The following is a 13,656-nucleotide window of genomic DNA, read 5'->3' on the forward strand; positions in this document are numbered from 1 at the left end:
GTGCGGCGTAACACAGGGTTTTAGTTGCCAGCCGGGGCAGGGGGCGCAGGAGCGCCGGACGCGGGAAGACCTTTCTTTGCGTCCTGCACCGTCATGCTGTTCCAGCTTGCTGCACTGGGCGGCGGGCCAAAGCGCGGGTCCCACTTGCCGGATTTTTTCAGGGCTTCCGCCACTTCCTTCGGCATGTAGGTTTCATCATGCTTGGCCAGCACTTCACTCGCCACAAACCCGTCCTTGTGCATGGTGCCGACGGCCACCACGCTCTGCCCCTCGCGGAACAGGTCGGGCAGGATGCCTTCATACCGCACGGTTACAGCGGCCTGACCATCTGTGACGTCAAAGCGGGCAATTGGAGTTTCCCCCCGTTTTTCCCGTTTGACGGAGCCAGCCACCACCATGCCACCCAGCCGCACGGTGCGGTCAGCCGGAGGCGCGGACGCCGCCACCTGAGAAGGCGTGACAAAGAAAACAATATCGGAGGAAAACGCCTTGAGCATGAGGGCTGCGGCAGCCCCCAGACAGGCAACGCAGGCGATAACGAGCCAGAGGCGACGTGTCTTGCGGGTCATAGAGACGAAGTGGCTCCTGTGGTGCGGTCCGAGGGGCGTTCAAGAACGGCCAGCCGCATACGGGCCTTTTTGAGGCGGAGGGCCGCCCCGATGGAGAGGGTCAGCGCGATGACAGTGGCCAGACCATAGCTGGCCAGAATATAGGGCAGATGCGTCATGCGGCGTCTCCCGAAGCATTGCCAGCGCGGCGGCGCGGGCTGGAGAGCAGGCTGCGGATGCGGCTTTCCATCACGGCGGCCCGGGTGCGGGCCAGCACAATGGCGGCAAACCCCAGCGAGAAGCCCAGCGTGGATAGAGCCAGCGGCCACAGCATGGAAGAGGACATGGTGGGCGCGCCTGTCAGCGTGATGCTGTCCGGCTGATGCAGGGTGTTCCACCACTGCACGCTGAATTTGATCACCGGCAGATCGACTGCGCCCGCAAGTGCGAGAATGGCCGCAGCTTTGTAGCCGCGCTGCGGATCATCAAACGCGCGGATGAGCGCGATATGGCCCAGATACAAAAAGAACAGCACCAGCACGGAGGTCAGCCGGGCGTCCCACACCCACCATGTGCCCCACATCGGCTTGCCCCACAGGGAGCCGGTGGCCAGACACAGTGCGGTAATGCAGGCACCCACCGGGCCGATTTCCACCGCAGCCAGATCCGCCAGCGGGTGCCGCCAGACGAGTGACAGTACGGCGCATACGGCAAGCCCGGCATAACCGGCAGAGGCCAGCATGGCGGCTGGCACGTGCACATACATAATGCGGACAGAATCGCCCTGCTGCCAGTCGGCAGGCGAGAAAAACAGCCCCCAGCCCAGCCCCGCGAGGGTGAGCAGCAGGGCTGGCCATGTCAGCCAGGGCTGAAGGCGTGCGCCCAGCTTGAGAAACCGGCCGGGATTGGCATACCGATGGAAGAATGTCCCGGCACGCGCGACGAGGGTCGGTGTGGCGCTCAAATGTCAGTCCGTTCCGTATCTCAACAAATCACGTGAGCTTGCAGGGGCCTTGCATGCAGGAGTTTCCTGCCCAGACATGCGCTCGCGCACCTTTTACATCATTCGGGGCATCTTGACACGAGGCAGTTATTCATGGGCGTCCTGTCCCGACAACACAGCGGAGAGAAGACATGTTGTTTGCCGTTATTTGCACAGATCGCCCCGGAGCCCTTGAAATACGTAAGGCTACGCGAGAGAAACATCTGGCTTTTCTGGAAAACTACAAGCAGGCGATTCAGTTCGCCGGACCTCAACTTGACGTGAACGGCACCCCCTGCGGCAGCCTCGTGCTGCTGGATGTGCCCGATCGCGCGGCGGCGGAAGGCTTTGCTGCGGCTGATCCGTATGCCGAGGTTAATCTGTTTGAAAGCGTGATCGTGCGCCCCCTGCGCACCGTGTTCCGTGATGGCGCGCTGGTGGAATAGCCATGGCCTACTGGTTGATTAAAAGCGAGCCGGACGCCTTTAGCTGGGATGAGCAGGTGGCTAATGATGTGGAACCCTGGACCGGGGTGCGCAACCATCAGGCCAAAAAGAATCTTGCTGGCATGAAGGTGGGAGACCGCGCCTTTTTTTACCATTCCAACGTGCAGCGCGCGATTGTGGGGGTGGTGGAAATTGTGCGCGAAGCCTACCCGGACCCCACGGCGGACAGCGGCAACTGGGTGTGTGTGGACGTGAAAACCGTTGGCCCCATGCCCAGCCCGGTTACGCTGGCGGATATCAAGCAGGATGAGGCGCTGGCGGATCTGGCTCTGGTCCGGCAGTCCCGCCTTTCAGTGTGTCCGGTTTCTGCGGAACACTGGCAGTATCTGTGCCGCATGGGCGGCTGGTCTGGCGACTGACGACCAGAAGCAGGCCGGGCTTTGTTCCCGCCGCATCAATAAAAAAGGGAGCACCCAGACCGGGCGGCTCCCTTTTTTGTTGGCCGTAGTCAGAGCGGCTTAGCCCTGTGTGGCAAGCGCCCAGAGCTGGCCCGCGCGGTTGCCGGAGCGGCAATAGCTGAAGATCGGGCCGGGCAGGGTGTTGAGGGATTCCTGCATGATGATCACGGCATCCGAAGACGGAGCCTGACCGCCAGCAACCGGAATGGAGATGAAGGACAGGCCAGCCTGCTTGGCGGCTTCCCCAATGGTTTCAGCCGTCGGCTGGCCCGGGTCTTCCCCGTCCGGGCGGGTGCAGATGATGGTTTTGAACCCGGCCTCTTTAATGGCGGGGATGTCGCTGACGGCAATCTGCGGGGCAACAACAAAATCGGGGGACAGGCTGCGATAGTTCATGGTCAATAAAGTCCTTTCAGACAGCATTCTGCTCACAAGCTCCCTGACCTTGTAGGCCCGGACAGAGCAAGCGGAAAGAGGGGGGCATACTGCTCTGGCTGTATGCCTGCCCTGAAATCCGGCATGGTGGGCTTGGATCAGAAAAAAAAGAAGGGCGGCGGGACATGCAGAAAGAACCGGGTTTTGCAGATGTTGTGGCAGCATCGGTGCGTCTGAAAGGGCATGCGCATCGCACGCCGGTTCTCACCTCTCGCTATCTGAACGGAGTGAGCGGGGCGGAGCTGTTCTTCAAGGCGGAAAATTTCCAGCGTGTGGGGGCGTTCAAATTCCGAGGCGCGCTGAATGCTATTCTGGCCCTGCCGGAAGCGGTGCGTCGCCGGGGTGTGGTGGCGTATTCCTCCGGTAATCACGCGCAGGGTGTGGCCTGTGCGGCGCAGCAGGCTGGGATTCCCGCCGTAATTGTCATGCCGGAAGACGCCCCGGTCATGAAGCTGGCTGCCACCCGGGGCTACGGGGCGGAAGTGGTTCTGTATGATCGTTACACGCAGGACCGGCAGGCGATAGGCGGCGCACTGGCCGCGGAGCGAGGGGCGACGTTGCTCCCTCCGTTTGACCATCCGGATATTATTGCCGGGCAGGGCACCGCAGCGCTGGAATTGTTTGAAGAAACCGGACCGCTTGATGCGTTGTTTGTGCCGGTTGGCGGCGGTGGTCTTGCCTCAGGCTGTGCGCTGGTTGCGCATGCGGTCTCGAAGGGGTGCACCGTAATTGGGGTGGAACCGGCAGCCGGGGATGATGCGCGACAGTCTCTGGCCGCAGGTCACATCGTGCAGATTGAGGTGCCCAAAACACTGGCGGATGGAGCGCAGACCACAGCCATCAGCCCGCTCACTTTTGGGATTATGCGCAGGCTTTTGCGGGAGATTGTCACGGTGGACGATGCCACGCTGGTTGCGACCATGCGCACCCTGGCGGAGCGGATGAAAATTGTCGTCGAGCCGACGGGCTGCCTTGGCGTCGCTGCCGCTCTTGCGGCTGCTTCCGAATGGAAGGGGAAGCGTGTCGGCGTGATTATTTCCGGCGGCAATGTTGATATGGCACGGTTTTCCAGACTGATGCAGGAGGGCGCGTAACACAGCCGGAGACTGAAAAATTAGTCGCGCTAAATTTTAAGGGATTTTTAAAACGCCTGTCCGGATAAGGGATAATTGTCCCTCTTGTCCCGGACAGGCGATGTGTAGGCTGTAAAGCCTGTTTTAGCGATGAATGAAATACAGGTCTGAATACAGGTCTTTCAGTGCGGCTTTGTTGGCCAGGCAGCGACGGACCAGATGGGCACGGAGGTCGAGCGCGCCTTGCTGCACGATCGGGTCTTTGGACGGTGCATCAAAGGCCGGATAGCGCTGGATGCAGGATTTCAGATCCGGATTGTTCATGTCCAGACCGGCTTCAATCTGCTTCATGGTCGCATCATATTCCTGCGTGACTTCCGCATCGGAATACCATTCGCTCAGCGCGGACTGCACCTTGTTGTTGCGGATCAGGTAGGTGAAGGTCAGAAACCCGTTTTCCGTGGTGCCATTGGGCAGTTTGGTGCTCAGGCGGCAGACGCGGTGGAAATACGGCGGCAGGCTGAGGTCCGGCATGGCGGTGGCACCCGTCACGCTGATCTGCATGGTCGGCTGGAAAGAGGAATCCGGCTTATCATCCCGGTCCGGCGTCTTGCTGGATTGCAGGCTGTGGTCGCGCTGCATGGCTTCGGCCAGAAGCGTGTCATACTGGTGGGAATAGCAGTAGGACGGGTCCGTCCGCGCATGTTCCAGCGCAGAATGATAGGCTTGCTGCTGCGGGGTCTGGGCGCAGCCTGTGGCAGCCAGAACGGCGGCAACGGAGCCAGCGCGCAGCAGATTCTGCCAGCGTGGGGTACGGGCCGGGCGGGAGGAAGGCGTGGTGTGCGACATGGAACAACTCCTGTTGGCGCACAGTCTGCGCCGGGATGGTCTCACTTTCGGCTGTGTAAGGTGTTCCGATGCACGTGACAACCACCGTGAAGTCTGACGCCAAAAGGGTTCACGCATGCCGGAAAACCACGGCAAAAATCAAAAAGGAAAAGGGATAGGAGGCAACTTCTTAGCCCGTGGGGCTTTTGTGAGGGAAGGTGGACATCGCTGTTCAGGAGATGGGAGGCATATGCCGGACGAGGGGCGGCCCGTGTCGCTTTTCGGGCGTGCTATGCTACACTCTCCTTTACAAAACAGACTATTGCGGGCGCTCGACTGCGCCCCGGCCCGGCCTTTCACGGCAGGGCAGAGCAAGCAGAAAGGGCGCAAATGAGTACGCAGGACATGACAGGGAGCGAGATGGTGACGCTCAAGCTCAGTGGTCACGATCTGGGAGAGCTGGAACACGCCCTCGCACAGGTCGAGTCTGGCAAAGGCGTTCTGGTACGTCTGGCGGACCTGATGGGCGGCGCTGTTGGCCACGCCACGCGGCTGGGTCTGCGTGGGTTGGGCATGGCTCCCGGCATGGAAGACAAGCTGCGTGGTCTGGCGGAAAGCGCCATTGCCCGTGCCTTTGATGTTGCCATTGTCGGGCTGCGCAGCCCCGGTGATGCTCTGGCGGAACCGCAGCCCTGGCGTGGCCCGGCGTTGCAGGCGGCTGTTGCCGTCTCCGGCGCGGTAGGTGGCTTTGCTGGATTGGCCGGTCTGGCCCCGGATATCAGCTTTACCACGTTGACCATCATGCGTGAGATTGGCCGCATTGCGCGCGAAGAAGGCGAGGATCTTTCCGACCCGGATGCACGCCGCGCCTGTCTGGAAGTATTCGCACTGCGGGCCTTCCCCAATGCGCGGAAGGCGGAGGATAGCGAACTGGGCTATTTCTCAGCCCGCGCGCTGCTGCGTGGCCGCCCGGTTGTGATGCTGATTGCGGAAGTTGCCTCGCATTACGGTCTGGCTCTGGGGCAGAAAGTCTCTCTTCAGCTTATGCCAGTGGCGGGTGCGCTGTGTGGGGCGTCGCTCAATACGGCATTCCTTAACCATTACCGGGCACTGGCGCGGGCGCACTTCACCATCCGTCGTCTGGAGCGTGAACATGGTCCGGTGGTGCGGGATACGGCTGAGGCCCTGCGGGATCATGTCGCAACGCGTAACGGTCGCGTTTCCTGAAGGGAGTGAGGCATTAAAAAAGCCGGAGGCAGATCCTCCGGCGTGGTCTCAAACGGTCTTATCAGAGAGCCAGCTTCCCCTCAGGAGGCTGGCTCTTTCTGTTTTTTGACCGGTGGCGGTTCCTCATCAATCAGCGTGCCGATGACGGCAAGAAACAGCATGAACCCGCCCACAATCATGCAGGTCTGCTGGTAGTGGAAGTCGATCAGTCTCACCACCACGCAGGCAAGAATACCCAGCAGGCAGGCTATTCTTAAGGTCATCAGTCTCTCCGGTTCAGGCCGTTACAGGGGTGACAAGCGGCTTATTGGCGGCGAGAGCGGCCACATTGTCCAGCGAGAGCATGCCCATGGCCGTGCGGGTTTCCACTGTGGCGCTGCCGGTATGGGGCGTCATGAAAATCTTCGGCAGGGCGAGAATGCTGGGGTTCGGGTTGGGTTCGTTCTGATAAACATCCAGCCCGGCATTAAACAGATGGCCGGAGCGCAGGGCGTCCAGCAGAGCCGTCTCATCCACCAGCGCGCCGCGCGCCGCGTTCACCAGCACACTGCCGCGCGGCAGCAGGCCGAACATTTTGGCTGTCATCAGCGGCGGTGCGCCGGGGGTGGCGGGCATGTGCAGGGTGAGAATGTTGCAGTGGGGCAGCATCTCTTCCAGATTTTCAAAATAGGTCGCGCCTTCCTCCTGCGCAGGGTCCAGCCTGCGGCGGTTATGGTAGAGCACCTTCATGTCAAAACCACGCGCCCGCCGGGCCACGGCCTGCCCGATGCGGCCCATGCCGACAATGCCCAGAGTCTTGCCGGTCACGCGCATGCCCAGCATCTCATCCATTTCCAGCGTGCGGCCCCAGCCGTTCTTCATCAGCGTGTAATATTCCGCAGCGCGGCGGCAGGCGGCCAGAATCAGCATCATGGTCAGGTCGGCATTACAGTCGGTCAGCACGTCCGGCGTGTTGCAGACTTTAATACCGCGGGCCAGCAGGGCGGGAACGTCCAGATGGTCCAGCCCGACACTGACGGTTGCTACCAGCTTCACACAGTCCGGAATGGCCGCCACATCCGCGCCTTTCAGTGGACAATGATGCGTGACCAGCATGGCAAACGCCTGCTGCTTTTCCGCCAGAGCCAGCATGCCAGCGGTATCCAGCGGCGCGTCGGGGGCAGGGGGAGCGGTAAAGTCGGTCTCAATCCGCTTTTCAACAGCGGCAGGCAGCCGGACGGCACGGATCAGGCGAGGCTTTTCGGAAGGCATGGGCGTTCCTTTTTTCAGTGGGACAGATTGAGTTTCCGTAATGACAGACTAGCATGACCCTTCAGAAAAGCCATGACGAGCGTATAACGACGGAAACGGACGCGGGATCAGGCGCGAGCGTTATAAAGAACGCAGATCTCATCTGTTTAAAGGAGGCGACATGACTGACGCGCTGACGCCGGAACTGATTTTAGGCGCGTATGCGGCCGGGATTTTCCCGATGGCGGCCGATGCGGATGATGACGAGCTGCAATGGTATGATCCGGACCCGCGCGGCATCCTGCCTCTGCGTGGTTTCCACCTCTCGCGCCGTCTGCAACGCACGGTGTTGTCAGGCCGGTTTGATGTCAGTGTGGATCAGGATTTCCCCGGCGTGATGAAGGCCTGCGCAGCGCCTGCACCGGGGCGTGAGGACACATGGATCAATGGTGAGATCTTCCGCCTGTTCTGTGCCCTGCATGACATGGGATACGCGCATAGCGTGGAATGTCGGCAGGACGGAAAGCTGGTGGGCGGCTTATATGGCGTGGCGCTGGGCGGCGCATTTTTTGGGGAAAGCATGTTCAGCCGTGCGACCGATGCCTCCAAGGTTGCGTTAGTGCATCTGGTGGCGCGGCTGCGGATTGGCGGCTTTATCGTGCTAGACACCCAGTTTGGAACAGACCATCTCGCCCGCTTTGGCGGGGAGGAAATTCCGGCAAGCCTGTATAAGGCAACCTTGGAACGCGCTGTCCAGATGATGCCATGTTGGCAGGCTAGCATTCCTGCAGATGAGCTGGAGGCTGAAATTCGCGCCATGCGGGCAGAGACGCAGGCGGCAGACTCTCAGGACAGTTAGGGACCGGCTCTGGGAGCAGAGCGGTCTGGATGAGAAACAGGAAAGACGAAGACGTATGACACACTGCCAGCCGGCCCGGACGCGCCGTATGCTGACCCTTTGCAGCCTTCTGGCCACCGCACCGCTGGCGGCAGGACTGCTGAGTCAGCCAGGCCATGCCGCCGAGACAGCAGCAACACCTGCGGCCCCGGCAGGCGCACCGGCTCCCGCCCCGCAGATGGACCACCCGCGCCTGATGCCCGGACGTGATGCCACTATTGATTACGTCTTTCAGCCGCGCCCGCCTGCGGGTGGGGGCCCCGCAACGGCCCTGCCGATTAAGGACCGGCATGTGCAGGTTCTGTTTTCCGGTGATGGCGGGTTGATGCGGATCAACTACATGCTCAGCATGGATGGCCCGGAAAGCCGGGGGGCGGTCATCATCAACCGGGCGGCGCAGGAAGTGATGATTATCCTGAACGACCGCAAGATTTATACCCGGCTGGTGCAGCAGGAGGTGGCGCGCAGTCCGTTCCTGCTGGACATGTCCATGAGTTTTACGCGCAAAGGCAAATCCGAAGTCATCGGCCAGCCCTGCACCCTCTGGGGCGTGGTCTCCGCGCAGGGGAATGGGACTGCCTGCGTGACGGATGACGGCTTTATTCTGGAGCAGGACGGCGTGGATGTGGATGGTCTGAACGGCCACCTCAAGGCGATGAAAGTCTCCTATGACGACGTGCCCGCCACCTCTTTCCAGCCGCCTGCGGGTTTTCAGGAAGTCACGCCGCATTCCCCGGGATCTCAGTCTGGTGGGAATGAGGACGGTTCAGCACCCCCTTCCGTTATGCGCGGGCCAACCAGTGTGCAGCAGCAGGAACATTCCAGCGTGCCCTCCGCCACAGGCGTTGTGCCGGGCGTTGGTCCTGTAACGACCCTGCCATCCACGGATTCCAACGCGCATGATGCGTCAGGCAATACGCCATGAGCGGGCTGCGTGCGCGGCGGCTGTTTGGTGCCGGGCTGGGTGTTATGATGGGTGTGGCCTCTCTGCCCGTGGCGCAGGCGCAAACGTCTGCTACGGGTACCGACGCAGGCAACGCTGTTTCCGCAGGTGCGAGCGGTGCTCAGGCGGGTGCCAATCCTGCCCCTGCGCCAGTCGCCCCGCAGGATGCGCCGTTTATCACGCCGTCTGTGGATGCGGATGTGCTGTATGAACTGACATCGCCCACCGGGGATGCGGTGATGAAGCAGCGGATGCGCTGGCAGGTGGGCAGCCTCCGTCAGCGGCTGGACCCGGAGGGGTCTGACCTGTTCATGATCACCTCCTGGCCCGAGCACACGCTGACCGTGGTGGACCCGAGCCGCAAGCGGAAGAGTGTGATGCCGGCCCCCAGTCAGGGCCTTACGCCGCCCGGTCACCCGGCCATGGTTGGCACCTATGCACGATTGGGTGGTTCCGTGGTGGCGGGGGAAAGCTGCATTATCTGGCGCACCAAAGACGCCGACGGACATGCAAGTGATGTCTGTTACACGGCGGATGGTCTGTTGTTGCAGGTTGCACAGCAGGGACAGATTACCGTCCGGGCGCTCCGTGTCAGCCGGGTGGCCCAGCCTGATGATGTGTTCGCCATTCCATCGGGCCTGAAGCAGGAGGCCCCCGCCAGACCGTAATCCGCCCGGACCGTTACGACGGAAAGGAAAGGGTATGCGGTTGCGTTACCCTGTTGTGCTGGGTCTGGCGCTCAGCGCGCTGATTGCGCCCGGCGAGAGGGCATCTGGACAGTCGGTGGACCATGCACCTCAAGATGCTGGTGCAGGCACATCCGCCGGGGCTCAGGCCGTTTCCATCTGTGTCAAACCTCCGCCGGGAGCGGCGCGGGATACGTTACTGGTCATACCCTCCGGCACTGTGCTGGTTGGTCAGGCTGCGCCGTCTGGCCGTCGGCAAAGTGCGCAGATGGAAGCCGTTGTTACCACAGAAACCGTAACGCTGACAGAAATGCAGCCCTGTAGCGGTGCGGATGCCTCCACGCTGGTGTCCCGCACGCGCCACTGGCTGGTGGACCCGGTGCGGCCTCAGGCGGCTGTGGTGTTACATCCGGTGGGGGAAGTCAGCGGCAATGGCGTGGATACGTCGTTTGAGGAAGAACCCGACGCGTTTCGCAGTGCTGTCAAAACAGGGGCCATTACGGCCCATGTGCAGGGCACCCTGAAAGAAACTGTCGCGCTGACGGAAACGCAGGCGGATATCCCTGAAGAGCCCGATAACAGCATGGGCCCGGACTGGGCGCACAGCACCGGCTGGGATCAGAACAGCTTACGCAAAACGCCGGGCAGCAGGACGGAATAGGGGTTTACGCTCAGATCCGGGTTTTCCAGCTTACCCGCAATGCCAAAGGTCATGGCAACAAGGCCGCCTTCTTTTTCCGGGCTGAACAGTTTGCCAATGCCGGGGAGCTTGCCGGGGAGTTTGTTGATGGCAAAAACCGGCACCACGGTCCCGTTCAGGTCGAGTGTGCTGTGGTCCAGATCAATCTTGCCCTCCAGCGTGGCTCCCAGCGCATCATTCCCCATGTGGCCATTCTCAATAGTCAGAACGCCGTCAGAAAACGCGACGGGCATGGTCAGGGTGGAGACTTCAAATTCCGGAGATTTGCGGGCATTTACCCAGCCATAGAGCGACAGATTGCGGGCCAGCAGCACCGTGGCAGGGGCTTTCTTCAGCACAAACGGGCTGACATGCAGCGTGCCTTTGAAGGGTGCTGTAGCCTGTGTGTCATCAAACGCACCATTTAGCGTGGCGTGGCCGCCCTGCACGTTGGGCAGGATGTTGAGGGCTGCCAGAAACCCGCCCATGTCCGGAATGGTCACATGTAGGGCGCGGGTGGCCCCTTTGGGTTCCAGCGTCATGGTAACGGGGGACGGTCCGCGCATGGCAAAACGCATGCGTTCCAGCCGCTGGCCGTTATCTTCAAAATGCCCGGTGACGGCCCGCAGGGGCTGCTTGGTCTGGCTGTAATACAGGGCGTTGGCCGTCATATCGATGGTCCAGGCGTTGCCCGGCGGCCCGTGCAGCTTGCCTGTCGCCGCTTCCGGCACATGCAGGCCGGGGGAGGCAGCCTGTTTGGGGGCGTTCGGGTCGCCCTCCATCAGGGGGGCGAGGTCCAGCGTATCGGCATAGACCCCCACCTGAATGGTTTTGTCCTGCGAGGCATAAGGGAGCACAAGGCGGGCATGGCCGGAGGAGCGTTCGATCTTGAAGGATGAAATCAGCAGTTCCGGTGCTGCTTTTTCCCGCAGCACGGCACGGCCCCGCACATCCAGTTCCGGCCCTGTGGCAAAAATTTTCTCAACGGAGGTAATCCGCCCGTCCAGCAAGGCGAGAGTGGCGGTGACCTGTGCCGTGCGGCCTGCTGCCTTATGCCAGAGGGGGATGACAATGCGGGAATGCTTCAGGTCAAGATTGATCTGAACCGTGCCCTGCTTGTTCGCCTGCCGGGCATAATCCACACCAAGATCGGCGTTGCCATAGAAATGGGAGCTGGTGTCGATGCCCGCAGCCGTCGCCGTTTCCGGCGTGATGCGGGTGAACAGATGTGCCTTTTCCGCAATTTCCTGCGGCTGCAGGGAGCGGAAGTTCATGAAATAGGTAATGTCTGACGGCAGGCCACCCAGCACGCCATGCCCGTTCAGATCCATTTGCTGCGTGGTGGCGGCAATCTGGAACGTGCCATTGGTAATGGCGCGGCCTGCGACAACATTGCCCAGATGGGTGTGGCTGACCTGTGCGTGGGCGTCCACGATCATCTGATCCGTTGTGACATCACTTTCCAGCGGCAGGGTCAGGGAGAATTTGGCGCTGGCCTGCCCGGAGGGGTTGGTAAAGCTGATGGGGTGGCGGGCCAGCAGATGCAGCCGCGGTTCAGCCAGCATGGCCAGCAGATCGCGCAGATTGCCGTGTAGCTCCGTGACAATGGTGCCCATCTGGTCCTTTTTGGACAGACCGGTAATTTCCATGGAGCCGGGACCTGCAGCGACGCGCCCGATACCGGTGGCCCCCACATTCTTATCGGCCCGGTCCACCAGCTGATAGGCGTGGTCGAAATGGATGGTCAGTTTATCGAGATCATTCACCTCAAGATGCGCATCCAGATGATGCAGCGGTGAGATGGGGCGCAGCCAGTGCACCGTAAGATCTGACCCTTCCACGCTCCCTTTGATGGAGGTGAGCTTGATGCCGTTCCAGCCTTTATCACTATGCAGCGTGACGGCGGTGTGCAGGTCATGCGCTGTGCCGTCGGTAATGTTGGTATCTACCCACTTCCGGCCACCTTTTGCCGCTTTGGCGGGCCAGTAATTGGCAATATCGCCAAACGGAATGGTGGGAATATCGAGTGCCATCTGGCCAGACAGCACGGTGGGGCTGAACAGGTCGGACGCATTCAGCTGGCCCGTCAGGCTGACGGTGATGCCACCGTTCACATCTTCCGGATGTTCCGGGTTCAGCAGGGCCAGCGTCAGACCTTGCAGCGTGATGGTGGCGGGCGTGTGGGTGGCAGAGCGGTGGTCAAGGGCTAGATGGGCCAGCAGAGACCCATGATTAAGCAGATAGGTGGAGCCGCCGCCCTGAAGTTCGCCTGCGCCGAGATCGGTTTTCAGGTCCAGCCCCTGCGGGAGCAGCCAGCTGCTGTGGGGGGCGGGTGCAAAGACGGTATCCGCCGTCAGGCTCACCGGCACATCCAGCGTTTTCAGAGCCGGGGCCAGACCGGCAAAGGTGCTGGGGCGCACGGGTGCGAGGGCTGCATGCCACTGGATGGTGCCGTGATCGGTCTGTGTGCCCTGTGCCGTGACACTCAGCCGTTCCGTGCTGTCCTGCTCTGCCTGAAAGGTGAGGGCAACGGAGCCGGTCAGACCATTGCCCCCATGCAGGCTGACGGCATGCAGGGTGGACGTGATGGGCGAGGCAATCCACTGCGTATGGGTCAGCCGGTCATCAATCGTAACCTGTGCGTCGGTCAGGCCAATGCGTTGCAGGGTGCTGGGGTCGAGCGTGTTGGTACTGTCAGGCGGCGTGGCAGGTGTGGGGGGCGCGTCCACATCCAGCCCGACGCTGCCATCTTTCTCACGCCGCAGGGCCATACGCACGCCGCTGAGGTCCACCGTATTCAGTGCCACGCTGCCGTGGATCAGCGCCAGCGGGTCGAGCGTGACGTTGGCGGACTGAATGGTATCGGTTGTGGTCTTGTCGGCTTTGAGAATGCGAACGTCATGCAATGAGAGCATAACAGGCACGCTCAATCCGTCCCGCAGGCCATTCCATGCCAGATCGGCCCGCCGCAGCGTGAGGGTCGCGGCGGCGGGCTGACCGGGCTGCCCGTTGAGGACTGCAACCGGCAGGAAGGGCCGGACAAAAGGGGTGACGTTAACCGGCCCGAACAGCATGCGCACCAGCAGAGCCGCCACACACAGCACCGGCAGCACCAGCACACCCACCGCCAGAACAGTCAGAACGCGCAGGGCCCGCTTGTGCAGGGGGCGCGGGAGGTCTTGACCCGTGGAAGTCAACGCAGCAACCCTTTGCGTTCAATAAG

The 13,656-nt window shown here is 61.6% G+C and carries 16 protein-coding genes; 8 read left to right on the forward strand and 8 right to left on the reverse strand.

What is annotated here, in order from left to right; all coding sequences use genetic code 11:
* Positions 1–20: 20 nt before the first annotated feature.
* The 3 genes from ccmE to ACHQGU_RS05425 are packed head-to-tail and all read right to left on the reverse strand — an operon-like array spanning position 21 to position 1,512.
* Positions 21–569 carry a cytochrome c maturation protein CcmE gene (gene ccmE / locus ACHQGU_RS05415; protein ID WP_395496108.1) on the reverse strand — a complete coding sequence of 183 codons (549 nt, stop codon included), beginning with the start codon at positions 567–569 and terminating at the stop codon, positions 21–23.
* Positions 566–727: a hypothetical protein gene (locus ACHQGU_RS05420; protein ID WP_167347358.1), complete on the reverse strand. Its 162-nt coding sequence runs from the start codon at positions 725–727 to the stop codon at positions 566–568. The genes ccmE and ACHQGU_RS05420 overlap by 4 nt, the downstream gene beginning before the upstream one ends.
* Positions 724–1,512, reverse strand: coding sequence for a heme ABC transporter permease (locus tag ACHQGU_RS05425; protein ID WP_061492022.1), 789 nt, complete (start codon positions 1,510–1,512; stop codon positions 724–726). The genes ACHQGU_RS05420 and ACHQGU_RS05425 overlap by 4 nt, the downstream gene beginning before the upstream one ends.
* Positions 1,513–1,682: 170 nt before the next feature.
* On the opposite strand from ACHQGU_RS05425, the gene ACHQGU_RS05430 reads away from it, so the two are divergent.
* Entirely contained in the window at positions 1,683–1,976 is a 294-nt protein-coding gene (locus ACHQGU_RS05430; RefSeq protein ID WP_062143237.1) for a YciI family protein, read from the forward strand.
* Positions 1,977–1,978: 2 nt separating this feature from the next.
* Positions 1,979–2,395 (forward strand): EVE domain-containing protein, encoded by a 417-nt coding sequence (locus ACHQGU_RS05435; protein ID WP_062143250.1) that lies wholly within the window; start codon positions 1,979–1,981, stop codon positions 2,393–2,395.
* A gap of 99 nt (positions 2,396–2,494) precedes the next feature.
* Here the strand turns inward: ACHQGU_RS05435 and ACHQGU_RS05440 are convergent, their stop codons facing one another.
* On the reverse strand, positions 2,495–2,830 hold the full coding sequence (locus tag ACHQGU_RS05440) for a TIGR01244 family sulfur transferase (protein WP_062249845.1): 336 nt from the start codon (positions 2,828–2,830) through the stop codon (positions 2,495–2,497).
* A 164-nt stretch (positions 2,831–2,994) separates the two neighbouring features.
* Here ACHQGU_RS05440 and ACHQGU_RS05445 point away from each other — a divergent pair, with 164 nt between their 5' ends.
* Positions 2,995–3,963, forward strand: coding sequence for a threo-3-hydroxy-L-aspartate ammonia-lyase (locus tag ACHQGU_RS05445; protein WP_395496109.1), 969 nt, complete (start codon positions 2,995–2,997; stop codon positions 3,961–3,963).
* Positions 3,964–4,086: 123 nt separating this feature from the next.
* On the opposite strand, the gene ACHQGU_RS05450 is transcribed toward ACHQGU_RS05445, so the two are convergent.
* Entirely contained in the window at positions 4,087–4,791 is a 705-nt protein-coding gene (locus ACHQGU_RS05450) for a hypothetical protein (RefSeq protein WP_395496110.1), read from the reverse strand.
* Between the two features lie 369 nt (positions 4,792–5,160).
* Here ACHQGU_RS05450 and ACHQGU_RS05455 point away from each other — a divergent pair, with 369 nt between their 5' ends.
* A complete protein-coding gene (locus ACHQGU_RS05455) occupies positions 5,161–5,997 on the forward strand; it encodes an EcsC family protein (RefSeq protein ID WP_043552205.1) in 837 nt (278 codons plus the stop codon).
* A gap of 80 nt (positions 5,998–6,077) precedes the next feature.
* Here the strand turns inward: ACHQGU_RS05455 and ACHQGU_RS05460 are convergent, their stop codons facing one another.
* Together ACHQGU_RS05460 and ACHQGU_RS05465 are read right to left on the reverse strand one after the other, a co-directional pair.
* Positions 6,078–6,260: a hypothetical protein gene (locus ACHQGU_RS05460; RefSeq protein ID WP_062143259.1), complete on the reverse strand. Its 183-nt coding sequence runs from the start codon at positions 6,258–6,260 to the stop codon at positions 6,078–6,080.
* Positions 6,261–6,273: 13 nt separating this feature from the next.
* Entirely contained in the window at positions 6,274–7,248 is a 975-nt protein-coding gene (locus ACHQGU_RS05465) for a 2-hydroxyacid dehydrogenase (protein ID WP_395496111.1), read from the reverse strand.
* Between the two features lie 160 nt (positions 7,249–7,408).
* Here ACHQGU_RS05465 and aat point away from each other — a divergent pair, with 160 nt between their 5' ends.
* From aat to ACHQGU_RS05485, 4 genes are read left to right on the forward strand one after another with little or no spacing between them, the layout of a single operon-like run.
* Positions 7,409–8,086, forward strand: coding sequence for a leucyl/phenylalanyl-tRNA--protein transferase (gene aat / locus ACHQGU_RS05470; protein WP_062270840.1), 678 nt, complete (start codon positions 7,409–7,411; stop codon positions 8,084–8,086).
* Positions 8,087–8,141: 55 nt separating this feature from the next.
* Positions 8,142–9,050: a hypothetical protein gene (locus ACHQGU_RS05475; protein WP_062270838.1), complete on the forward strand. Its 909-nt coding sequence runs from the start codon at positions 8,142–8,144 to the stop codon at positions 9,048–9,050.
* Positions 9,051–9,097: 47 nt separating this feature from the next.
* Positions 9,098–9,736: a hypothetical protein gene (locus ACHQGU_RS05480; protein ID WP_395496387.1), complete on the forward strand. Its 639-nt coding sequence runs from the start codon at positions 9,098–9,100 to the stop codon at positions 9,734–9,736.
* Between the two features lie 34 nt (positions 9,737–9,770).
* Complete coding sequence (locus ACHQGU_RS05485) at positions 9,771–10,415, forward strand: hypothetical protein (protein WP_395496112.1); 645 nt, start codon at positions 9,771–9,773, stop codon at positions 10,413–10,415.
* Here ACHQGU_RS05485 and ACHQGU_RS05490 read toward each other — a convergent pair.
* Positions 10,373–13,630, reverse strand: coding sequence for an AsmA-like C-terminal region-containing protein (locus tag ACHQGU_RS05490; RefSeq protein ID WP_395496113.1), 3,258 nt, complete (start codon positions 13,628–13,630; stop codon positions 10,373–10,375). The genes ACHQGU_RS05485 and ACHQGU_RS05490 overlap by 43 nt on opposite strands.
* Between the last annotated feature and the right edge of the window lie 26 nt (positions 13,631–13,656).

This window comes from Acetobacter sp. KSO5 (assembly GCF_044094635.1).
Lineage (GTDB): Bacteria > Pseudomonadota > Alphaproteobacteria > Acetobacterales > Acetobacteraceae > Acetobacter > Acetobacter cerevisiae.